This is a genomic window from Exiguobacterium sp. FSL W8-0210 (assembly GCF_038006045.1).
In the GTDB taxonomy this organism is placed as follows: Bacteria; Bacillota; Bacilli; order Exiguobacteriales; family Exiguobacteriaceae; genus Exiguobacterium_A.
In genome coordinates, this window is record NZ_JBBOUK010000001.1 from 277,390 (window position 1) to 298,904 (window position 21,515).

The following is a 21,515-nucleotide window of genomic DNA, read 5'->3' on the forward strand; positions in this document are numbered from 1 at the left end:
TATTGATTATTCTATTACTTGGAAAGAAATTAAACGTCAGACATCGTACGAATGTACAACTGATAAACAACTAATAGATAGAGGGGTACTTCATGAAATATCTTATCGCACTACTCGGACTGGCTATCGTTTTTGGTTTGGCGCTCCTTGTCAGCAGCAATCGTAAAGGCATCAAATTGAAACCGCTTGCGGTCATGCTAGTTCTTCAGCTCGTACTTGGGTTCATTTTACTCAATACATCGTTCGGATATATCGTCATTCGTGGCTTCGCGAAAGTCTTTGAAAAACTGCTGAGTTATGCGGCAATCGGGATTGATTTCGTCTTTGGTGGACTAGCGAACGAAGGTGCACAACCGTTCTTCATTAACGTCTTGCTACCAATCGTTTTCATCTCTGCCTTGATCGGAATTTTGCAATTCACAAAGATTTTACCGATCTTGATGCGTGGGATTGGTTTTGTCTTGTCGAAAATCAACGGGATGGGGCGTCTCGAGTCTTACAACGCGGTTGCTTCAGCTGCGATCGGACAATCAGAAGTATTCATCACAGTAAAAAAACAAATTGGTCAATTACCAGCAAACCGTCTTTACACATTGTGTGCATCAGCAATGTCGACGGTTTCGATGTCAATCGTCGGTGCGTACATGACGATGGTAGAACCAAAATATGTCGTTACAGCAATCGTCTTGAACTTGTTCGGTGGTTTCATGATCGTCTCAATCATCAACCCATACACGGTTGACCCGGAAGAAGATATTCTTGAAATCGTCGAAGAGAAGCAAACGTTCTTCGAAATGCTCGGCGAATACATCATGGATGGATTCAAAGTCGCAATCATCGTTGGTGCGATGTTGATTGGTTACAATGCTTTGATCGGAATGGTCAACGATATCTTCCTGATGGTTCTCGGTATCTCGTTCCAAGAAATTCTCGGATACATCTTTGCACCATTCGCATTCATCATGGGTGTTCCATGGGCGGAAGCTGTCAGTGCCGGTAGTGTCATGGCAACGAAATTGATCACGAACGAATTCGTTGCGATGTTGAGCCTTCCAGAGTACTCAAAAGAATTCTCGGAACGCACACTCGGAATCGTGTCTGTCTTCTTGATCTCGTTTGCGAACTTCTCGTCGATCGGAATCATCGCTGGTGCGGTTAAAGGATTGAACGACCGCCAAGGAAGCGTTGCGGCTAGTTTTGGTCTGAAGTTACTCTACGGCGCAACACTCGTCAGTGTCTTGACGGCAATCGTCGTCAGCGTCTTGCTATAATCGTTACACATATGAAAGAGCAATGGATCAGCAGATCCATTGCTCTTTTTGTTTTTCATTCAGTTGATCCATGCGAAGCAATCCCGACACGGACACGATGATGTGTTCCGTCACGATAAACTTCAAAGGCGAACTGTGCGACGTTTTCCCGGGGAATCGGACCTGTCGGTGCAGTGAAACGTGTCGTCTCGATCAATAGGTCGTCAGCAGCAAGTGCTTTGTCTTCCGACAGTTGTGTTGGACAGATGACGGTGAAGTCGACGTCTGCATCCTTTAGGGTCAGATAAGCTTTCAAGTGATCCTCGGCTGCAATCGTCGAGCGTCGACGAGACTCACTCGATTGGAAACGATACTTCCCTGGTTCTTCTGATGCATCGAGAATGCCTGCTGTACCAATGAAGACGATCCGTTCGATGCCTGCTTCCTTCATCTTCGTGACAAGATGTGGAATCGCTGTCGAGAGGACCTGCTGTTGATCGGTACCGAGACAACTGAAGACAGCGGTGCTTCCTGCGAGTGCTTGTTCGAGATCCTCTGGATTTGTCGCATCTCCTGTCAGGACGTGAAGTCGGTCATGGACCGGTAAGTCCGGTGACGCGGAACGAACGAGTACACGAACGTCGTAGCCGTTTTCTAATAACCGATCAATCAAAGGTCGACCTGTTCGACCGGTCGCACCAAGTACAGTAACAGTAGTCATAAGTTTTCCTCCTTAGAGATCAAGTAGATGGGAAAAAGAGACGTGCGGTAACGACCGGACGTCTCTTGTTGGTTATTTATCCGCGAACATGACGCCAGCTTGACCGTAATCTGTTTTTTCCATCTCTTCGATGAAGACCGTGATGTTTTCTTTAGGAGCATTTGTCGTTTCCGACACTGCTTCCGTGACTTTTTCAATCAAGGCACGTTTTTGTTCGACTGTACGACCCGATAACATTTTAACCGTAACATATGGCATGACTTCATTTCCCCCTCTAGCATGATGACGATACGCCATCAGTATAGCGCATTCGATAGGGGATTCGTCAATTCGAACATCGTTTTCGAAAAAGAAGGGTATAAGGTAGGAGCTATTCTTGTCGGAAGCGAAGGTAGTCATACACATACGGCAGAAAAGGAGAGACATATGGACGCAATCATACGGAAGAAGATTCATACGTTACTGATTTTTGATCGGGCGTTACCGGAAGATACGAATTATCCGTTGTCTGGTGCTAAAGGACTCGAAGTCGCAGATATCGTCTTTGAACAGAACATTCCATTCGGACGACTCGTAACGGATAAAGAACTCGCTCAACTGCTGAATCAAAAAGAAGCAAAGCGATACGGGATGTTGACGTTGCTTGAAGACGATGTACGTTTCAAACCGTTGTTTCAAAATCGAAAACCGACGGCTGACATGGAAGAAGAGGTCGAGGCGAAAGTGCGAGAACTGGCGCATCAGTTACGTGCGATTCGATCGCGGTGTTCTTCGCTGGAACGTCTCTTTTTGTTCGGTCGTGCGGCGCAAACTCTGTTTGACCGCGCTTTGCTTCATCTTGAAGAGGTCAATCCCCCGGCTCACGAGGAAATTGCATCCATGACGTGTTATCGTCTCCCGACGATTCGCCGAGCATCAGAGGAACAATTACAGTTACTTCGTTATGAGTGACTGGTTGCAGACACCTCGGAATACGGTATGATAGAAGCAACAGGATTAAAAGGGGACAAAACACGATGGAAAAAAAGATTAACTTCAATATCATTTCAGATAACTCTACAGACGGTCACGGAGGATTTGGTGTCGGAACACTCAGTTTAAACAGTATGTCACCCGTCATCATTTCTCCGGAAGACGGCGAAGCTTACATCGATATGGGTGCGATGCACGCGAAAGCAGCAATCGAGAAACGCGTCAAGTTCACGACGGACAAAGCCGATACGCCAAACGGTAAATTGTACTGGATCGTCTGGGTGACGGTCGGTCGTAAGCCAGAAGGATTCTATTATGGTGGTGTCGCTGCCTGCGATCTGCTAGTCGATGCGGAAGCGCGTCGCGGATTCAAGATTCTTGCTGATCATGTCAATAAGATGGATAAATCCCTTAAAGGGCGGATCGTCGTCGATCACATGGATGAGCGTTCAAAGGAATTATTACGTGATTTCTTGCAGACACATAAACCTGAGATGTGGGAAAATGCTGACGCTGCTTTACATGAAGCGTTGGTCTAAAAAAAGAACGTGTGCCGCGGCACACGTTCTTTTTTTATGGTCGTTTTAGCGTCAGGACGACGAGTTCTGGATGATTGAACAGACGAAACGGAAACAGGCTGTTCCCGAGACCACGACTGACGATCAGTTCCGTCTGTTGTTCCTGATAGCGACCTGCCGTCACCGCTGGAAAGAATCCTTGACCAGGCGCATACAGACCTTCGGTAAACGGCAGGCGGATCTGCCCGCCGTGCGCATGACCGGACAAGACGAGATCAACGGAACGCTCCGCATACAAGGATTTATATTCCGGACGATGCGCAAGCAAGAGCTGAAACGCATCAGGTGACACGTCTTGCAGTGCTTGATCGAGACTTTGACGAATCCCATCCGGTTCCGATAGCCCTTCGCGCCAACGTGTCGTCGTCGGGTCATCGATACCGATCAGCGAAATCGATTGACCTTGGTATTCGATGACGCGCGATTCATTCCGGAGAACGGTGACACCCAGTTGTTCAAGCTTTGGCAAAATTGTTAGATTGAGTCGCACCTCATGATTCCCGGTGACGAAGTAGACCGGATAGCGATCAACGAGCGCTTTCATGAGTGTAAGGACAGCTTCTTCACCGTTTCGCCTCGAGTCAATCAAATCGCCAGTCATGACAACGAGATCCGGCTTTTCGCGATCAATTTTCTTCAGTAGTCGTTTTTGTTCATTCCCGAACGCCTTGCCATGTAAATCTGCGATCTGCACGACGCGATAACCATCAAACGCTTCCGGTAAGCGACTCGACGTGACCATCATCCGTGAGACATCAATGACGTTATTTTCACGATATAAAAACCAGCTTCCTAAGGCGAGGACGCTGAGGGATACTAGCCAGCGTGTACGTTTTCGCATAAGCCACCTCATTTCTTTCTACTTCGCATAATTCAGGATAACAAAAAAGACCTCCTTCCGTATGCGACGGAAGGAGGAAATCAAAATGATTTAGGCATCTTGTTTTAAATCGGTGACTTCTTTTTGCGCATCGGGTTCATCCGATAAGTCCTTGAACAAAGCGATGACCATCATTCCGACGACGAAGATGAACGGGAAGGCGGCTAGAACAGCTGCTGCCTGTAGGGCACTCAATCCTCCGGCATAAAGTAAGACAGCGGCGATTGAAGACTGGATGACACCCCAAGCAAGCTTGATGCGTAAGCTTGGCATCAGGCTACCGCCAGACGATAGAATACCGAGAACGTACGTCGCGGAGTCAGCCGAAGTGATGAAGAACGTCGTGATCAAGAAGACGGCGACGATACTGAGGAACGTACCTAAGCCACCGAATGTCTCAAACAATGCGAACATTCCAGTTTCGACCCCTTTATCGTTGACCGTCGAGATCAGATCGACATTTTGGAACAATTCGTTCCAAATCGCTGATCCACCGAAGACAGAGAACCAAAGGAGACCAAAGATCGTTGGAACGAGCATGATGCCGATGACGAACTCACGAATCGTCCGTCCTTTCGAGACACGGGCGATGAACGTACCGACGAATGGTGACCAGGAAATCCACCATGCCCAGTAGAAGATCGTCCAATCGTTGATCCAGCCGCGTTCGTCTGGATTAAAGGCAGATGCCCGGAAACTCATGACCGGTAAGTTTTGCAAATAAGCACCTGTTGTTTGCACGAAAAGGTCCATGATGAAACTGAACGGTCCGAGGAACAGGACGCCAATCATCAACATAACGGCGAGGACGATGTTGGCGTTACTGAGACGAACGATTCCTTTATCGAGTCCTGATGCCGCACTCATCATGTAAAGTACTGACACAACGACAATGATGATCATTTGTGTCAGGAAGGAGTTGGGAATACTACTCGTTAGGAAGTTCAATCCACCTGAGATTTGTTGTGCTCCGAGACCGAGCGACGTCGCGACACCAAATGCCGTTGCGACGATGGCGAGTACTTCGACGGTACCTTTACCGGCAGAAGCATACCGAGGCTTCATCAGTGAAGCGACCGTGTCACCAATCGTAGCAGGACGTCCTTTTCGGAATGTCGAGTAAGCGATCGCAAGCGCGACGATCGCGTATAATGCCCAAGGATGTAATCCCCAGTGGAAGAATGAATAGCGCATCGCGAGGCGTGCTGCTTCCGTTGGATCATCTGTTGCGACTGGCGGTGTATGGAAGTGCGTCAATGGCTCTGAGACACCCCAGAAGACAAGACCGATTCCCATACCAGCACTGAAGAGCATCGCAAACCAAGAAATGAGACCATATTCAGGACGGTCCGAATCCTTACCGAGTCGGATTGAACCGAAGCGGGAAAAGATTAAAAAGATAGCAATGATTAAAAAAGCACTCATGCCGAGAAGATAAAGCCAGCCAAATCCGTTAGAGACAAAGGATTGTGCTTGAGCTGTGACATTTCCGAGACTAGCTGCACCGATTAGGGATTCCGGTAAGATTCCCCATATGGTAAAGAGCACACAGAAAATGACGGATACCATAAAGACTTTTGTGATCTTACTTTTTCGATTATTTTCCATCGTGTTCCACACCTTCTTTCGAATTTTACATAGTTGTTCTGTATCAAATGATGGCAACGACATTATCATTACCCCATCGTTCCGATAACAAAACCTAATCACGCAGGGTACTACCGTAACAAACATTTGTGTGGAAAAGCAAATTGACCGGGAAATGAGAATAAAGAAATCAATGTTTTTCAAGGAAGGTTAAGCAAAAAAGATTGCAATCAAGCGTTTTTAAAATAATGTGGAAATAAAGAAAAAGAAAACGTTAATACTATTATTTCCCGTTTCGTCTTAAAACTAACGTAAAGCTTGATATGAGCAAATCAGAGGCGGTCTAAAATCAGATTTGATATAACAAAAGCAGTCATCATTTTGAAGGAGGCATTTCTCATGGAAAAACAACAACAAAAACAAACAATTCTTGAAGCATTTCAATCTCGTCATGCGACAAAGGCATTTAATGGTCAAATGATCCCGGAAGACGATTTCCGGTTCATTTTAGAAACGGCGCGTCTGTCACCGAGCTCGTTCGGATATGAGCCATGGAACATGCTCGTTATTCAAAATCCAGAAATCCGAGAAGCCTTAAAAGAAATTTCTTGGGGCGCACAAGGACAATTGCCGACAGCGAGTCACTTCGTCTTGTTCCTCGCCCGTACCGGAGAACAAATGCAGGCAGATGGTCCGCATGTCAAGCAGATGATGGATTTCCTTGGTTTATCCGAAGAAGCGAAAGCTGGACGGACGAAGCGTTACGGTCTGTTTTTAGAGGAGGATTTCGCGATTGGTGATAACCCGAAAGCGATGGAAGACTGGGCAGCTAAACAAGCCTATATCGCACTTGGGAACATGATGTCGACGGCAGCACAAATCGGTGTCGATTCATGCCCGATCGAAGGATTCGACCAGCAAGCTGTCGAGCAATTACTCGTCGATCGTGGACTGCTTGATCGTTCTGTTTTCACGGTGCCGGTCATGGTCGCATTCGGTTACCGGGCAGACGAACCCAAACGTGAGAAGCAACGTCGTCCGCTTGATGAAATCGTGACGTTCGTCGAGTAAAGACGAAAGACAAAAATTTTCGAATTATATAGAAGTTTCTTTCGAAATTCGGTATACTCGCATTTGTATGATTAAGAAGCGCCGTAAACGCCACTCGCATACGAACAACTTTTGTCTTGATGAAAGAAAGGGGTTCTATCGCAAATGGAACAAAAATTAAAGTTATGGTTCACGGAACACCAAACGGAAGATTACGGTATCACATTCCGTGTCAACCACGTTTATGAGAGCGAACAAACGGAGTTTCAACGCCTAGAGATGGTTGAAACGGACGAGTTCGGTACGATGTTGTTACTTGACGGAATGGTCATGACGACAGATAAGGACGAGTTCGTTTACCACGAGATGGTCGCGCACGTCCCATTATTCACACACCCGAATCCAAAATCGGTTCTGGTCGTTGGTGGAGGAGACGGCGGAGTCATCCGTGAAGTCTTGAAACACCCGTCCGTCGAAAAAGCTGTTTTGGTTGAAATCGACGGAAAAGTCATTGAGTATTCGAAAAAATACCTCCCGAACATTGCAGGTGGATTGGACGATGCACGCGTCGAAGTCATCGTTGGGGATGGATTCATGCATATCGCAGAAGCAGAAAACGAGTATGATGTCATCATGGTCGACTCGACAGAACCAGTTGGTCCAGCGGTCAACTTGTTTACGAAAGGCTTCTATTCTGGTATTTCAAAAGCATTAAAAGAAGACGGCATTTTCGTCGCACAATCGGATAACCCATGGTTCACACCAGACTTGATCCGTGATGTTCAACGCGACGTCAAAGAAATCTTCCCGATCACGAAGCTCTACATCGCTAACGTTCCGACATACCCAAGTGGTCTTTGGACGTTCACGATCGGATCAAAGAAACATGATCCGCTTGCAGTTGCAGCAGAGCGTTTCCACGAGATCGACACGAAGTATTATACGCCTGAGCTTCACACGGCAGCTTTCGCGCTACCGAAGTTCGTTAAAGATTTGACGAACGGCTGAGTTCAGTCACTATAGACACACATGAACAGAGCGGTTTCGATCTTCGAAATCGCTCTGTTGTCAGGTAAACAGGCGTTTGCATCAGCAAACGGCAAATGAACAGGAGGAATGGATCATGCGTTTTGATGAAGCATATTCAGGAAAAGTCTTTATCGCGAGTCAACCGACTCACGAAGATGCAAAAGGAATTTTGTACGGCATGCCGATGGACTGGACGGTCAGTTTCCGTCCGGGTTCACGATTCGGTCCGGCACGTATCCGTGAAGTCTCACTTGGTTTAGAAGAATATAGCCCGTACTTAGATGGTGACATCGCTGACGCAAAATTGTTTGACGCGGGAGATATCCCGTTACCATTCGGGAATGCTCAAAAGTCACTTGATATGATTGAAGAATACGTCGATTCGTTACTGACAGCAGGCAAGTTCCCGCTCGGTATGGGTGGCGAACATTTAGTCACATGGCCCGTCGTCAAAGCGTTCGATAAACACTATAATGATTTTGTCGTACTTCACTTTGATGCGCATACGGACTTACGAGACGAATATGAAGGAGAGCCATTGTCGCACTCGACGCCACTCAAGAAGATCGCGAACTTGATCGGACCAGAGAACTGCTATTCATTCGGAATTCGTTCAGGTATGAAAGAAGAGTTCGAATGGGCGAAGACATCAGGTTACAACCTCTTCAAATACGAGATCGTCGAGCCGCTTCGTCAAGTCCTTCCGACACTTGCCGGTAAAAAGGTCTACGTTACGATCGACATCGATGTTCTTGATCCGTCAGCAGCACCAGGGACAGGGACACAAGAAATCGGTGGAGTGACAACGAAGGAATTACTTGAAGTCGTTCACATGATCTCGCGAGCAGACGTCGACGTCATCGGCGCGGATTTGGTAGAAGTATGCCCAGCGTACGATCAATCCGACATGACAGCGATCGCGGCAGCGAAAGTATTACGCGAAATGATGATTGGATTCATTAAATGAAAAAGCAAAAGAGACCGGACGTGATGTCGGTCTCTTTTGTTTTGCTCAGAAGAAGAACTGAATGACCCCGAACGCACCGAATCCGATGATTAGACTGGCAGACGTCCACTGGATGATACGTAAAGTGGGTGTCGCAAGCTGGTGCTTGAGCAGGTGCGTGATGTTCGCTAGAATGACCCACCAAGTGGCAGGCAGAACCGAGAAAAAATACCGATTAGAAACAAAAAGGCATCCTGTCCGTTCGTCATCGTCAATTTAAATCGTGCGAACAACGCCAGGAACAGCGTGATCGTCATCGGGTTCAAGAACGTCAGGAGTAAGACGGATAGATAGCTACTTAACCGTGATGAGGCTGTATCGGAAATTGAGGCGGTCGAAGAAGCTTGAAACAACGACGTCTTCTTCGTCCACTCCATCTGAAAAGGTGGATGAAGAGGCGTTCATACCAACGCGTATTACAATTCCGACGCTCGATGTGAAAGCGAACATCGAAGTCGTCGGGAAAGATAAACAAGGCCGGATGGATGTTCCGAAACAGACCGATCAGGTTGCTTGGTATAAGTACGGAGCAAAAGCCGGACAAACCGGAAATGTCGTACTAGCCGGACACTTGGATGATCAAGAAGGTCCCGCTGTTTTTTATGATTTAGCCAAGATGAAAAAAGGGCAACGGATTGAAGTGACGGGAAAAGCAGGACAACAGGTATCGTACGTGGTGACGAACGTCATGTCCTATCCTGTCGATGAAGCACCTGTCGGATCAATCTTCGGTGCGACCGTCATGAATAAACTGACGCTCATTTCATGTATAGGTACGTTTTCAGAATCAAAAGGATACGATCAGCGTCTTGTCGTCACAGCAGAACAAGACGAGTAAAGTAAAATGAGGCTGGGACATAACTCAGTTTCACAAACAAAAGGCCCTCGAAACGACTATACGTTTCGAGGGCCTTGTTCTATGAAAAAAAACCGATTCTGAATAAACAAATAAGGACAACCTCTGATAAAGTTAAAGTGATCAAACCATAACCATCGGAGGTGCCCTTATGTTTAAAGATTATAACATGAACCAGCTGGTTCTGCCCTTAGATTTAGAAGTTCGTCTTCAAGAAAATGATATTGCGTTCGCTGTCCACCATCTCGTCGAATCCATTCCAGACGATGTGTTCGAGCCTTTCATGCGCACGACAGGATGCCCGGCTTACCATCCACGCATGATGATGAAAATTATCTTATGTGCCTACACACAATCGGTCTTCTCCGGTCGGAAGATTGAAGGATTACTATCCGATAGTCTGCGGATGATGTGGCTAGCACAAGGGAATGCGCCGAGCTATCGTACCATCAACCGTTTTCGAGTGCATCCCGCAGTCACTCCGATATTGAAGCAAGCCTTCGTTACCTTCCGTTGCCATCTCGTCGAGATGGGAGAAATCAATGAAGAAGCCATCTTTATCGATGGTACAAAGTTAGAGGCGAATGCGAACCGATATACCTTTGTTTGGCGGAAATCGATTGAACGTCATAGTGCGTCTCTCGTGGACAAATCGAATCGTATCTATGACAACCTCGTCGAACAAGACATCCTACCGGAAATTGAACGAGAAAACCCGGACGAGCTTACTCTCTCAGAACTCGAACACATGGGTGAAGCTGTAGACGCACATATCGCTTCCATCAACCAAAAAATCGAGGCGAGTACGGACACCCAAGAAAGAAAACGTCTGCGTTCTGAACGGAAGGAACCACGTCTCCTTCGAAAGGAAATTACAGATTTCATCGAGCGGAAACAGAGATACGCCCTTCAAAAGAGGACGCTCGCTGGACGGAACAGCTATTCGAAAACGGACACGGACGCGACGTTCATGCGAATGAAAGAAGATCATATGCAAAATGGACAACTCAAACCAGGCTATAACGTTCAAATCGCGACCGAAGGACAATACACACTCGCTTATGATATTTATCCGAATCCGACGGATGCCCGGACGTTACTCCCCTTTTTAGATGAGGTCAGCTCATATTTACCACTACCACCGCATATCGTTGCGGATGCCGGCTATGGGAGTCAGGAGAATTATCAGGATATTCTGATGCGCCGTGGGCGCATTCCACTCATCCCTTACACGATGTTCGAAAAAGAAAAGTCGCGAAAATGGCGCAACGATCCCTTTAACACAGCGAACTGGTCTTACGATGAAACGGCGGATCGGTTTGTGTGCCCGAATGGACAGGACGTAACGTTCCGTTACATGTCCAAGAGAACAGATCGTTACGGATTCACGCGTGATTTCAAGGTGTATGAAAGTGAAGGGTGTGATGGCTGCCCGTTCCGCTCCCGTTGTACAAAGGCCGAAGAAGGGCGTCACCGACAGGTACACATAAACACTTCATGGGAAGAACAAAAAGAACAGATGAAAAAATGGCTTTCAGATCAAAAAACAGGATCCCTCTATGCGAAACGGAAGATAGACGTGGAACCAGTTTTTGGATATCTGAAGGCTAATTTGAGTTTCACTCGCTTTTCTGTGCGAGGAAAAGCGAAGGTGAAGCGTGAGCTCGGCTTCATCCTCATGGCCGTAAATTTGAGGAAATGGCTCATCCAAAGCGTTGCCCGAAGGGCAGCTTGACGAGAGACAATGAAAAAAGAAGGAATTGCACATCCTCAGTGATGGCAATTCCTTCTTTTCGTTAAATTCAGCTAGTTATGTCCCAGCCTCATTTTTTAATGTGTTTCGGACGCAGCGACAAGATCCGTCGTCAGTGTCGTCAATCCTTGTGTCGTCTTACTGAGACCTTGGATCGTCTCGACGATTTGTCCGAGGTTTTCCTTGTTTCGTCCAAATAAGGTGAGGGAGTTTTCCATCTCACTCTTGACGGTTTGGATTCCTTGTTTGACTTGTTGCAATTCTTGCTGAGATGCGGTGTTGGCACGTGTGATGTCTTCCATCTGAGAAACGAGTTGTGTGATATTACCATTGTTCTTTTGAATCAGACCATTGATACTGCTACTTAATGACTTGGCATTTTCAGCAAGGTTCCGGACTTCGGTCGCGACGACAGCAAAACCTTTACCGTGTTCACCGGCACGTGCTGCTTCAATCGAAGCATTCAACGCGAGTAAGTTTGTCTGATTGGCGATTGCTTCGATGCTTTGCGTCATCTGGACGATGTCATCCGACGTCGTCTTCAATTCATGGATGCTTTCAAGCGAAGTACCGACTTGTTGTGTCGATTGAGCGAATTGTTGCTCCATCTGTTGCATCTGTCGTTCGTTGGCAATCGTCATTTGGACGAGCTGCTGACTCGTCTGCTCTGTCTGAGCTGTTTCTGCTAATACTTGTGAGGCGCGACGGCTCGTCTCAATGATGGCATGATCCGTGTGCTCGACGGAACTGGCAACTTCTTGACTGACACGAACGACGTCTGTCAAAAGTTGACGACGCGACTCGTTCGCTGCTGTCACTTCATGAAGACGAGAATCGACATACTGGCTCGTCACGATTTGAGCATCTAAGTTCATCGCATGTGTCAAAGCGAGTACGGCTGTCGTCAGTTGCGCTGGGTCATGCTGATAATGTTCGACGATTTTTGGAATCAACAACGTCTGAAACGCAGCATACGAGGCGATGAACCAAGTGACAGGAACGAAGTTATGTTTATGCGTCTGTCCCATTCGCATCCGCATCGCGAGGAATGACTCGTCCATGTTTCCTGTCAGTAGACTCGTGAAGTAGTCGGCGAAGACTTTCTTCAGTCGTTCGCGTGTCGATGATTGTTTCGCGATCGTTGCCATCTCTGGGTTCAATAATAGATGGTCAAGCACTTGCTCGAGGACCTCATCTAAGATGCCTTGAACGACAGGTGCCATCGATTTGAGCGTCTGTAGCTGTTCTTCTGTATATCCCATGTATACGAGACGGGATGTGAGATCAGGATCTGCCGTCTTTGTGATGAGACGGGAATCAGGAAAGCCAATGGTAGCTTGATAAGCCGCAGTAGTCTTACTTTTAAAAGGGTTACGCACGTAGTTGCCTCCAATACTCAAGATGTGAATAAAATGATGTCTGTCTCTTATCGGTTCATCTTGACGAAGCGATACTGGTTTTCGAAAAAAAGACGAGAATATTGAAAAACATTGACCGGAAACAAAAAAACTCATGGCAAGTGCCATGAGGAGAATAGAAAAAGAACAGGATTAGACCGGTTGATCTTCCTGAAATGCTTTTTTAGCGTCCACGATCGAGCGCATTCGTTGAACGCAAGCTTGAACGAATTGAATGTCAATGGAGGTGAAACGGGTGACAGGTCCACGAGCTGACTCGGCACTGAATGTGAAGGTTCCGAGATTCCAAAGTTCGATTTTAAATCGTTTTCCTTTGTTGTCGTCGAAGTGTTCTACGAATTCGATTTTCGGTACCATACGAACCCCTCCTTACTCCGTACATTCCCACTTTTCAAAAAATAAAAAAGCCAAACTGCGTGTTAGAAGCAGTTTGGCATGAAAATTTAAGCAGTCGGTACATCGTAGCCGATTTCTTCGATCGCATCGACGAGACGTTCACGAGGAACATCCTCGTGCTGGACTGTAACCTGGTTTTGTTCGAGTGAGGCAGTTGCCTGTTGGACACCTTCGACTTCAGATAGAGCGGATTCGACACTCGCTTTACAGTGGTTGCATGTCATACCGATGACAGATAACGTTGTTTCTTTCATGATGAAGTTCCTCCTTCAGATAGTGGGGTACGTTTTAATCGTAACGCATTCGTCACGACAGAGACAGAGCTGAATGCCATCGCGGCACCCGCAAGCCATGGGGCAAGCAGACCGAGAAAAGCGACCGGAATGCCAATCGTATTGTAGCCAAGTGCGAAGACGAGATTTTGACGAATGTTTTTCATCGTCTGCTCACTCAGCTCGATCGCAAGTAAAACTTGTTTTAAGTCGTGTCCAAGCAACGTCACGTCGGCTGCTTCAAGAGCGACATCCGTTCCGCTACCGAGCGCGATGCCGACATCTGCTGTTACGAGAGCAGGGGCATCATTGATACCGTCTCCGACCATCGCGACACGTTTCGTTTGTTGAAGTGACTGAATGACATCTGCCTTTTCAATCGGCAAAACGTCAGCAAAGACGAACGCTGGATCCAGTCCCAGTTCTGTTGCTAAATGATCGGCGACTTCCCGGCGGTCACCGGTCAAGAGATATACTTCTTTTGTTTCGCGCAAACGCTGGATCGTTTCTTTCGCTGAATCTTTTAGCGCGTCACGGATGGCGTATCCGGCCGCGACTTCTCCATCGACAGCGACGTATACGAGAGTCGCTCCAGGTGATGTCCAATCAGGAAGAACGATGTTTCGTTCCTGCATCATTCGCGCCGATCCGACGATGAGATCATGTCCCATGATTTGTCCCGTGATCCCACGTCCTGATTCGACGTGGAACCGTTCGATATCAAAGACGACATCCCGTTCTGCTGTGATGGCGCGAGCAAGAGGGTGTTCCGATTGCCGTTCAAGCGCAGCAGCGAAATCGAGCGCTGTCTCCGTACCGAACGTTTCGACGACGACAGGGCGACCGACTGTCAGTGTTCCGGTCTTATCAAAGACGACAGCATCGACATGTTGAAGATTCTCGAGTTGAGCGCCCCCTTTAAAGAGAATCCCTCGTTCAGCCCCTTTTCCGGTTCCGACCATGATCGAAGTCGGTGTCGCAAGTCCGAGTGCACATGGACAAGCGATGACGAGCACCGCGATGGCAGGACGAATCGCTTCCGCAAAGGATCCACTGATCATCCACCAAGCGGCTAACGTCAGAAGCGCGATGACAACGACGATCGGCACGAACACACCAGAAATTCGATCGGCTTGTCGTTGAATCGGTGCCTTTTCAGTCTGCGCTTGTTCGACGACGCGAATGATTTGTGCGAGAACCGTCGCTTGTCCGATCTTTGTCGCTTCGACTTGTAAAGATCCATTCGTATTCAGCGTACCGCCAATGACGGATGCTCCAACCGTTTTATGAATAGGCGCAGATTCACCGGTCAACATCGACTCATCGAGATACGCGTCGCCTGCACGAATGACACCATCTGTCGGAATTTTATTCCCAGGTTTTACGAGTAAGATCATCCCAGTTTGAATTGCATCGATGGAGACCGTTCGTTCCTGTCCGTTCTCTAAGACGACGGCTTCTTTTGCTTGTAGGGAGAGCAGACTTTTAATCGCTCCCGTCGTCTGTTGTTTCGCACGATCTTCGAGGACTTTCCCGAGTAAGACGAGTGTAATCAGAATCGCACTCGTCTCAAAGTAGAGATGCGGCATATCAGAGACGAGTAGCATTTCAGCAACGGAATAAAAGTAGGCTGCCGATGTTCCGAGTGCAACGAGGACATCCATGTTGGCACTCCCACTCCGTAAACTTTTATAAGCCCCACTATAGAAGGGCGCTCCGATGATGAATTGCACAGGTGTCGCTAAAGCAAACTGTAGCCACGGATTCATTAAGAATGGAAGGTGGAACGGACTGTTCGGAATATGCGTCAGCATGCTCGCGAGCAACGGTAACGATAGAATAGCCGCGATGATAAAGCGATAGAGCATCCGGCGATTCGATTTTGTTGCGTGTGGTGCTTGTTTGACCGTTGCCCCGTAGCCGATTTTTCGGATTTTTTCGATGATTGCTTGATCGTCATAGGCATCAGAAATCGAGACACGAGCGGTTTCAAGCGGCAAGTTGACCGTGGCTTCGACCCCGTCCATCCGGTTGAGGACTTTTTCAATCCGGGCGGAGCAGGCGGCACACGTCATCCCTTCAATATCAAACTCAATTGTTTTTGACATCAGAAACCCCTCCTTACTTTTTCAATCGAGCGATGACCGCCATCAACTCATCGACGTAAGCGTCCGTACTGTCTTGACGGGTGGCGACTTCATGCATGCACATCTTGACATGACGTTCGATGATTTGTAGTTCGACTTGTCGTAATGCTGCTTGAATCGATGCCGTTTGCGTTAAGATATCGATGCAATACCGATCTTCAGATACCATATTGGCAATCCCGCGGACTTGCCCTTCGATGCGCTTTAGTCGTTTCATCAACGCATCTTGTTCTTCGTTCGTTCGTGGAACGACGGGGTGATCGTGTGTCATAGTCGTACCTCCTTTAGTAATCTTGTTGTTATCTTCACTGTAACATATAGGTATGAGGGGTACCAGTATTTAGCTTAAGAAATAAAAAACAGTCGCGAGAGGCGACTGCTTTTGTACTTATTGATTGGAAACTTGTGGTTTGACGATCGTTTCGTTTAATGAACGTTGATCGCTAATGATGTCTTCAGCTTGTGTTGCCCGTTTAATGAAGAAAGCAAGGACGAATGCTAGGCCAGCGATGAACGTCGAGATGAAGAACGCATAGTTGATTCCGTCGAGCGTTGCTTGCATCGTGATCTGCTGTTTCAGAGCAGCAGCCGCTTCAGCTGTCGGTTGACTCGTCATGTTCTTCGCCGCTTCAGCCGCGAGTTCTGTTCCACGTGTCTTCGCATGCGTTGACATGATTGTTACAAGCAACGCTGTTCCGATCGCACCGGATACTTGTTGCAGCGTATTGTTCATCGCTGTTCCGTGTGGATAGTAGCGCGTTGGTAACTGGTTTAAACCGTTCGTCGAGACTGGCATCATGACCATTGACATCCCGAACATCCGTAACGAATACAGGACGATCAGATGCGTATACGTCGTATCCATCTCGAGCTGACTGAAGTAGTAGCTGGTAACGACTGTGATGAACAAACCAGTCAACGCAAGAGGACGTCCACCGATTTTATCAAACAGTTTCCCGTTGATTGGTGACATGACGGCCATCAAGATGGCACCCGGTAATAGCATGAGACCCGCATCAAGTGGTGAGATACCGCGAATCGTCTGGACATAGATCGGAAGCAATAACATGCCCGAGAACATCGCCATCGTGACGACCATCGAGATGGCAGAAGACAAGGCGAACATCGGGTAACGATAAATCTTGAAGTTGAGCATCGGACGTTCCATATGGAGCTGACGGTAAATGAATGTCACGAGTGCGATGACTCCGACGATCAGCGCACCGTAGACGTGGAAGCTGTCCCAACCTTTAGAGCCAGCTGAGCTGAATCCATACAGTAAGCCACCGAAACCAAGTGACGAAAGTGCCACGGAAGCGAGATCGATCCGAGTGGCAGACCGTTCCTTGACGTCACGAAGTAAGAAGAAACCAGCGACGAGAACGATCAAGGCGATTGGTGTGATGAAGTGGAATAACATCCGCCAATCGTAGTGCTCGATGATCCAACCAGACAACGTCGGTCCGATCGCTGGGGCACCCATCATGATTAATCCGAAGAATCCCATTGCGGTTCCGCGTTTTTCAATCGGGAAACTGACGAGCATGACGTTCATCAGTAACGGCATCATGATTGCAGAACCAGATGCTTGAATCATTCGTCCTGCGAGCAACACAGGGAAGACATCTGCGAATCCGGCAAGAATCGTTCCGGTCGAGAAGAGGGTCATCGCAAGTAAGAACAAGCGACGAACCGAATACTTTTGAATCAAGAAAGCAGATGTCGGAATCAAGACACCATTGACGAGCATGAAACCAGTCGACAGCCATTGAGCAGTCGATGGTTCGATCGCTAGATCCTTCATGATCGAAGGAAGGGCGATGTTGAGCAAGGTATTATTTAAGAAAGCGATGAATGCCCCGATCATCAAAACGGCGAGGATGCCGTAAGGAGCTCGAGCTGTGTGAGTTGCACTTTGTTGCATGAATATCCTCCTAACTAAACTAACGGTACAGATTTATATACGGTCGTTCTATCTGTAGTTTATCTTAATCCGATTTAGTTCGAATTACAAATAATAATAGCTAAGAAAGATAATTTTATTTTTTATGTAGTTTTGAAAGCGTTTTTCTAAATGAGGAAAATGATTCGTAGGAAATAAAAAAGCGCAATCCTTCTCGTTAGAGGAAAATTGCGCTTTGTCTTCAGTTTGAAACAGCCAGAAGCTTGTTTCATAATTAGCGTTACTGAACGTTCGTTTCGAGTGCATCCTTTGTAATGTCGTAGTGAGATGCTGTCCAGACAGATTTGCCGTCCTGAATGAAAAGAACTTGTGGCGACTCATGTCGGACATTATAGTGTTCAGCGATGTGATTCGATAAGGTCCGAGCTTCTTGGACGAAAAGATACGCCGTTGGAACAGACGTTTCATCCGCGAACTTCGTATACTCCGAGAATCCTGCGGCACTGATCGGGCATGTCGTGCTGTGTTTGCAAATCACGAACGCGGTATGTTCGGACGCAAATTGATCAAAATCAGAAATAGATTGCAGTTTACGTGGTTGTGTCATGTATATCACCCTCCATACGTCCGGAGACGTTCACTTAACTTTAGATTTTCCCGGTAATCGACCGGACAGTCAATCAAAACGGGTCCATCACTTGCAAATGCTTGGTCAAGACAATGTGCGAGGGAGCCATGTTCACCGACACGGAGACCGAGTGCGCCGAAAGCATGAGCCAGTTGAACGAGGTCTGGATTGTCAAACGTGATGTAGGACGACCGCCCATACGCTTGTTGTTGTTTCCATTCAATCAGTCCATAGGTACCGTCACGCCAAATCAACACGACAAGTGGAAGCTTCAAACGAACGGCGGTCTCGAGATCCTGACCATTCATCAAAAAGGCACCATCTCCAGCGGCACAGACGATTCGCCGGTCCGGATACAATAGTTTGGCTGCGAGCGCACTCGATAAACCATAGCCCATCGAAGCAAACCCGTTGGAAATGAATAATTGATCTGGACGTGTCGTTTGATAATGGCGTGCGAGCCAGACTTTGTGTGCGCCGACGTCTGAGAAGACCATGCCATCCTCCCCGACGGTTCGTTCGAGTTCACGAACGATACTTTGAGGGTGTAAAGGCAGGGCAAGCGAGTACGTTTCTTGAATTTCGTCGCGTAATTTATCGCGATCTTGTTGCCAGTCGTTCCACGCACGCTCGGGCAGTAAAGGAGTCAATACAGTCAGCATATCGACGAGTGGTCCGACTAGGTTCGCGACAACCGGATAATAAGCATCGATTTCGTGAGGATTTGTATCCAAATGGACGATCGGTGTCTTTTTCGAGTTCCATTTTTGCGGAGGTAACTCCGTAATATCGTAGCCCACCGTAATGATGAGGTCACTCGCATCGAGAATCCGCTGGTTGTAATCGACGTCTGGTAAACCGATCGTGTGTGCAGCGAGCGGATGGTGTGAAGAAATCGCTCCTTTTCCCATCATCGTCTCGACGACGGGAGCTTGAAGCTTTTCGACGAATGCTCGAAATGCATCGAGTGCTTGCTGCCGATGGATGCCAAATCCAGCAATGATGACCGGACGTTTTGCTCGTTCGATCAGACGTAAGGCATCGGGATCATCAATCGTCAAGGAATGGAGATGTGTTGGCGTGCTATCTTGTTGCAAGGGTGTCGCTGCTTGATCACGTTCTTGTTTTGCGATGTCTTCTGGAAAAGAGATATGGGTTGCCCCTGGTTTTTCGCTTTTTGCTGTCGCAAAGGCACGTCGAACGATTTCTGGAATGACCTCCGCTGACAGAACGGACGTACTGGACTTCGTGACCGGACGATAGAGGTCTACGAGATCAAACATTTGATGCGATGCTTTGTGTTGCCGTGCTGTCGCTCCTTGACCAGTGATCGCGACGACAGGGGAATGATCCATCGTCGCACTTGCAATACCGGTCATCATATTGGTCGCACCGGGACCAAGTGTCGATAGGCAGACACCCGGTCGTCCACTCAGGCGACCGAACATCGCTGCCATGAACGCGGCGTTCGTTTCGTGACGTGTCGTGATGAAGGTGATCGACGAACGACTGAGTGATTCGAGTAATGTGATGTTTTCCTCACCGGGAACACCAAAGATATGCGTGACGCCCTCTGCCTCTAAACATTGGACGAACCAATCCGCCGCGTTCACGCTAGTCCACCGATTGAAATGTACTTCGTCTCGAGATACGCTTCGAGTCCTTCACTACCACCTTCGCGTCCGAGACCGGATTGTTTCATTCCACCAAATGGTGCTTGCGCAGCAGAAGGAACGCCATCATTCCAGCCGACGATTCCATAATCAAGCCCCTCGATTGCACGAATGGCACGCGCGTAATCCTTTGTAAAGACGTACGAAGCGAGACCGAATGGTGTCTGGTTGGCGTAACGAACCGCTTCCTCATCAGAACTGACACGCTGGACGGGAGCAACAGGTCCGAACGTCTCCTCGTTCATGATCAGCATGCCGGGTTTTACGTCCGCGAGAACGGTTGCTTCATAATAATAGACATCGTTCTCCTCATCCGTCGTTCCTGTTCCGCCCGTGACGACTCGTGCACCAGCGGATGTCGCATCATCGACATGTTTTTTGACTTTATCGTAACCCGCTTTATTGATCATCGGTCCAATCTTCGTCTCAGCATCCAAACCATTTCCGGTCTTCAGCTTCGCTGTCTCTTGCCCGAGTTTTTCAACGAACGCATCATAGATCGAGTCGGATACGTAAATCCGGTTTCCGCAGACGCACGTTTGACCGCCATTACGGAATTTCGACTTAATCGTCTCAGCGACAGCTAAATCAAGGTCACAGTCATCAAAGACGAGAATCGGTGCATGTCCGCCGAGTTCAAGCGACATCGCTTTGATCGTCTCTGCTCCTTGAGCCATCAGTGTCCGTCCAACTTCGGTTGAACCAGTGAAGGTGATCTTATCGACATGCGGATGTGTCGCGAGTGATTCACCGAGTGCTTTCCCGCTACCTGTAACGGCATTAACGACGCCTTCTGGAATCCCGACTTCCTGACAGAGTTCAAGAAGACGAAGCGCGGTAAGCGGAGTCGCTGTTGGTGGTTTGATGACAAACGTACATCCGGCGACGAGTGCTGGAGCAAGCTTTCGGGTAATCATGGCCGCCGGGAAGTTCCATGGTGTGATCGCAGCAACGACACCAACCGGCTGTTTGATGACTTGAAGTCGTTTAGAAGCATCATGTGTCGGAATGACACGTCCATAAGCGCGTTTTCCTTCCTCTGCAAACCATTTGACGAAGTTTGCGGCATACTGCACTTCACCTTCTGATTCAGCGAGCGGTTTCCCCATTTCCAGCGTCATCAGGCGAGCCAGTTCATCTTTTTTCTCAATCATCTTCGCATATAACTTCTCGAGCAGTTCGGCACGTTCGTAGACTGTCCGTTTCGACCAATCAGGAAATGCCTTCCGTGCTGCTTCTACTGCGTCGTTGACGTCTGATTTTGTTCCGTTTGGTACACTACCGACGACTTCCCCAGTAGCTGGATTCGTAACATCTGTCCGTTCTCGTCCGTGATCCAGCCATTGTCCGCCAATAAAGAATTGTCCCTTCATCCTGAAAATCCCCCTTTTTTACA

At 47.9% G+C, this 21,515-nt stretch carries 22 protein-coding genes; 8 read left to right on the forward strand and 14 right to left on the reverse strand.

Features of this window, described 5'->3' with window-relative positions:
* Positions 1–92: 92 nt before the first annotated feature.
* Entirely contained in the window at positions 93–1,271 is a 1,179-nt protein-coding gene (locus MKY22_RS01545) for a NupC/NupG family nucleoside CNT transporter (RefSeq protein WP_290776405.1), read from the forward strand.
* Positions 1,272–1,326: 55 nt separating this feature from the next.
* Here MKY22_RS01545 and MKY22_RS01550 read toward each other — a convergent pair whose 3' ends face one another.
* Both MKY22_RS01550 and MKY22_RS01555 read right to left on the reverse strand, forming a co-directional pair.
* Positions 1,327–1,971, reverse strand: coding sequence for an NAD(P)-dependent oxidoreductase (locus tag MKY22_RS01550; protein WP_290776407.1), 645 nt, complete (start codon positions 1,969–1,971; stop codon positions 1,327–1,329).
* Between the two features lie 72 nt (positions 1,972–2,043).
* Complete coding sequence (locus MKY22_RS01555; protein WP_023466792.1) at positions 2,044–2,229, reverse strand: 2-hydroxymuconate tautomerase; 186 nt, start codon at positions 2,227–2,229, stop codon at positions 2,044–2,046.
* Positions 2,230–2,397: 168 nt separating this feature from the next.
* On the opposite strand from MKY22_RS01555, the gene MKY22_RS01560 reads away from it, so the two are divergent.
* Together MKY22_RS01560 and MKY22_RS01565 are read left to right on the forward strand one after the other, a co-directional pair.
* Positions 2,398–2,922 carry a hypothetical protein gene (locus tag MKY22_RS01560; RefSeq protein ID WP_023466793.1) on the forward strand — a complete coding sequence of 175 codons (525 nt, stop codon included), beginning with the start codon at positions 2,398–2,400 and terminating at the stop codon, positions 2,920–2,922.
* 65 nt (positions 2,923–2,987) lie between these two features.
* Positions 2,988–3,482 (forward strand): YwhD family protein, encoded by a 495-nt coding sequence (locus MKY22_RS01565; RefSeq protein ID WP_023466794.1) that lies wholly within the window; start codon positions 2,988–2,990, stop codon positions 3,480–3,482.
* Between the two features lie 34 nt (positions 3,483–3,516).
* On the opposite strand, the gene MKY22_RS01570 is transcribed toward MKY22_RS01565, so the two are convergent.
* Positions 3,517–4,362: a metallophosphoesterase gene (locus MKY22_RS01570; protein ID WP_290776409.1), complete on the reverse strand. Its 846-nt coding sequence runs from the start codon at positions 4,360–4,362 to the stop codon at positions 3,517–3,519.
* A 90-nt stretch (positions 4,363–4,452) separates the two neighbouring features.
* A complete protein-coding gene (locus MKY22_RS01575; RefSeq protein WP_341086051.1) occupies positions 4,453–6,009 on the reverse strand; it encodes a BCCT family transporter in 1,557 nt (518 codons plus the stop codon).
* A 378-nt stretch (positions 6,010–6,387) separates the two neighbouring features.
* On the opposite strand from MKY22_RS01575, the gene MKY22_RS01580 reads away from it, so the two are divergent.
* The 3 genes from MKY22_RS01580 to speB all read left to right on the forward strand — a co-directional run bounded on the left by MKY22_RS01580 (position 6,388) and on the right by speB (position 9,034).
* A complete protein-coding gene (locus MKY22_RS01580) occupies positions 6,388–7,059 on the forward strand; it encodes an NAD(P)H-dependent oxidoreductase (RefSeq protein ID WP_312067013.1) in 672 nt (223 codons plus the stop codon).
* Positions 7,060–7,203: 144 nt separating this feature from the next.
* Complete coding sequence (speE, locus tag MKY22_RS01585) at positions 7,204–8,046, forward strand: polyamine aminopropyltransferase (protein WP_149426674.1); 843 nt, start codon at positions 7,204–7,206, stop codon at positions 8,044–8,046.
* A 115-nt stretch (positions 8,047–8,161) separates the two neighbouring features.
* Positions 8,162–9,034: an agmatinase gene (gene speB, locus MKY22_RS01590; protein WP_290776416.1), complete on the forward strand. Its 873-nt coding sequence runs from the start codon at positions 8,162–8,164 to the stop codon at positions 9,032–9,034.
* 167 nt (positions 9,035–9,201) lie between these two features.
* Here the strand turns inward: speB and MKY22_RS01595 are convergent, their stop codons facing one another.
* The gene (locus tag MKY22_RS01595; protein ID WP_341086067.1) at positions 9,202–9,450 is read right to left on the reverse strand and encodes a hypothetical protein; all 249 of its coding nucleotides are present in this window, start codon (positions 9,448–9,450) and stop codon (positions 9,202–9,204) included.
* 8 nt (positions 9,451–9,458) lie between these two features.
* On the opposite strand from MKY22_RS01595, the gene MKY22_RS01600 reads away from it, so the two are divergent.
* Both MKY22_RS01600 and MKY22_RS01605 read left to right on the forward strand, forming a co-directional pair.
* Positions 9,459–9,911: a class F sortase gene (locus MKY22_RS01600; protein WP_341086070.1), complete on the forward strand. Its 453-nt coding sequence runs from the start codon at positions 9,459–9,461 to the stop codon at positions 9,909–9,911.
* Positions 9,912–10,080: 169 nt separating this feature from the next.
* Positions 10,081–11,664, forward strand: a complete 1,584-nt coding sequence (locus tag MKY22_RS01605) for an IS1182 family transposase (protein ID WP_341085783.1) — start codon at positions 10,081–10,083, stop codon at positions 11,662–11,664.
* Positions 11,665–11,759: 95 nt separating this feature from the next.
* Here MKY22_RS01605 and MKY22_RS01610 read toward each other — a convergent pair whose 3' ends face one another.
* The 9 genes from MKY22_RS01610 to MKY22_RS01650 all read right to left on the reverse strand — a co-directional run bounded on the left by MKY22_RS01610 (position 11,760) and on the right by MKY22_RS01650 (position 21,492).
* A complete protein-coding gene (locus MKY22_RS01610) occupies positions 11,760–13,061 on the reverse strand; it encodes a globin-coupled sensor protein (RefSeq protein ID WP_290776420.1) in 1,302 nt (433 codons plus the stop codon).
* Between the two features lie 171 nt (positions 13,062–13,232).
* Positions 13,233–13,457 carry a hypothetical protein gene (locus MKY22_RS01615; RefSeq protein ID WP_023466807.1) on the reverse strand — a complete coding sequence of 75 codons (225 nt, stop codon included), beginning with the start codon at positions 13,455–13,457 and terminating at the stop codon, positions 13,233–13,235.
* An 86-nt stretch (positions 13,458–13,543) separates the two neighbouring features.
* Positions 13,544–13,750: a cation transporter gene (locus tag MKY22_RS01620; protein ID WP_341086074.1), complete on the reverse strand. Its 207-nt coding sequence runs from the start codon at positions 13,748–13,750 to the stop codon at positions 13,544–13,546.
* The gene (locus tag MKY22_RS01625; RefSeq protein WP_341086076.1) at positions 13,747–15,876 is read right to left on the reverse strand and encodes a heavy metal translocating P-type ATPase; all 2,130 of its coding nucleotides are present in this window, start codon (positions 15,874–15,876) and stop codon (positions 13,747–13,749) included. Before MKY22_RS01625 ends, MKY22_RS01620 begins: the two co-directional genes overlap by 4 nt.
* Positions 15,877–15,889: 13 nt before the next feature.
* Positions 15,890–16,186 carry a metal-sensitive transcriptional regulator gene (locus MKY22_RS01630; protein ID WP_195866168.1) on the reverse strand — a complete coding sequence of 99 codons (297 nt, stop codon included), beginning with the start codon at positions 16,184–16,186 and terminating at the stop codon, positions 15,890–15,892.
* A 117-nt stretch (positions 16,187–16,303) separates the two neighbouring features.
* Positions 16,304–17,839 carry a DHA2 family efflux MFS transporter permease subunit gene (locus MKY22_RS01635; RefSeq protein WP_290776424.1) on the reverse strand — a complete coding sequence of 512 codons (1,536 nt, stop codon included), beginning with the start codon at positions 17,837–17,839 and terminating at the stop codon, positions 16,304–16,306.
* 259 nt (positions 17,840–18,098) lie between these two features.
* The gene (ytxJ, locus tag MKY22_RS01640) at positions 18,099–18,425 is read right to left on the reverse strand and encodes a bacillithiol system redox-active protein YtxJ (protein WP_214729646.1); all 327 of its coding nucleotides are present in this window, start codon (positions 18,423–18,425) and stop codon (positions 18,099–18,101) included.
* 5 nt (positions 18,426–18,430) lie between these two features.
* Entirely contained in the window at positions 18,431–20,059 is a 1,629-nt protein-coding gene (locus MKY22_RS01645) for an acetolactate synthase large subunit (protein WP_341086079.1), read from the reverse strand.
* On the reverse strand, positions 20,056–21,492 hold the full coding sequence (locus tag MKY22_RS01650) for an NAD-dependent succinate-semialdehyde dehydrogenase (protein WP_023466816.1): 1,437 nt from the start codon (positions 21,490–21,492) through the stop codon (positions 20,056–20,058). The genes MKY22_RS01645 and MKY22_RS01650 overlap by 4 nt, the downstream gene beginning before the upstream one ends.
* Positions 21,493–21,515 lie beyond the last annotated feature (23 nt).

Coding starts and splice junctions, on each gene's coding strand:
- MKY22_RS01575 (WP_341086051.1), bottom strand. CDS start 6,009: ATGGAAAATAATCGAAAAAGTAAGATCACAAAAGTCTTTATGGTATCC.
- ytxJ (WP_214729646.1), bottom strand. CDS start 18,425: ATGACACAACCACGTAAACTGCAATCTATTTCTGATTTTGATCAATTT.
- MKY22_RS01605 (WP_341085783.1), top strand. CDS start 10,081: ATGTTTAAAGATTATAACATGAACCAGCTGGTTCTGCCCTTAGATTTA.
- MKY22_RS01555 (WP_023466792.1), bottom strand. CDS start 2,229: ATGCCATATGTTACGGTTAAAATGTTATCGGGTCGTACAGTCGAACAA.
- MKY22_RS01625 (WP_341086076.1), bottom strand. CDS start 15,876: ATGTCAAAAACAATTGAGTTTGATATTGAAGGGATGACGTGTGCCGCC.
- MKY22_RS01560 (WP_023466793.1), top strand. CDS start 2,398: ATGGACGCAATCATACGGAAGAAGATTCATACGTTACTGATTTTTGAT.
- MKY22_RS01570 (WP_290776409.1), bottom strand. CDS start 4,362: ATGCGAAAACGTACACGCTGGCTAGTATCCCTCAGCGTCCTCGCCTTA.
- MKY22_RS01545 (WP_290776405.1), top strand. CDS start 93: ATGAAATATCTTATCGCACTACTCGGACTGGCTATCGTTTTTGGTTTG.
- speB (WP_290776416.1), top strand. CDS start 8,162: ATGCGTTTTGATGAAGCATATTCAGGAAAAGTCTTTATCGCGAGTCAA.
- MKY22_RS01550 (WP_290776407.1), bottom strand. CDS start 1,971: ATGACTACTGTTACTGTACTTGGTGCGACCGGTCGAACAGGTCGACCT.
- MKY22_RS01615 (WP_023466807.1), bottom strand. CDS start 13,457: ATGGTACCGAAAATCGAATTCGTAGAACACTTCGACGACAACAAAGGA.
- MKY22_RS01580 (WP_312067013.1), top strand. CDS start 6,388: ATGGAAAAACAACAACAAAAACAAACAATTCTTGAAGCATTTCAATCT.
- speE (WP_149426674.1), top strand. CDS start 7,204: ATGGAACAAAAATTAAAGTTATGGTTCACGGAACACCAAACGGAAGAT.
- MKY22_RS01620 (WP_341086074.1), bottom strand. CDS start 13,750: ATGAAAGAAACAACGTTATCTGTCATCGGTATGACATGCAACCACTGT.
- MKY22_RS01650 (WP_023466816.1), bottom strand. CDS start 21,492: ATGAAGGGACAATTCTTTATTGGCGGACAATGGCTGGATCACGGACGA.
- MKY22_RS01565 (WP_023466794.1), top strand. CDS start 2,988: ATGGAAAAAAAGATTAACTTCAATATCATTTCAGATAACTCTACAGAC.
- MKY22_RS01595 (WP_341086067.1), bottom strand. CDS start 9,450: ATGGAGTGGACGAAGAAGACGTCGTTGTTTCAAGCTTCTTCGACCGCC.
- MKY22_RS01635 (WP_290776424.1), bottom strand. CDS start 17,839: ATGCAACAAAGTGCAACTCACACAGCTCGAGCTCCTTACGGCATCCTC.
- MKY22_RS01630 (WP_195866168.1), bottom strand. CDS start 16,186: ATGACACACGATCACCCCGTCGTTCCACGAACGAACGAAGAACAAGAT.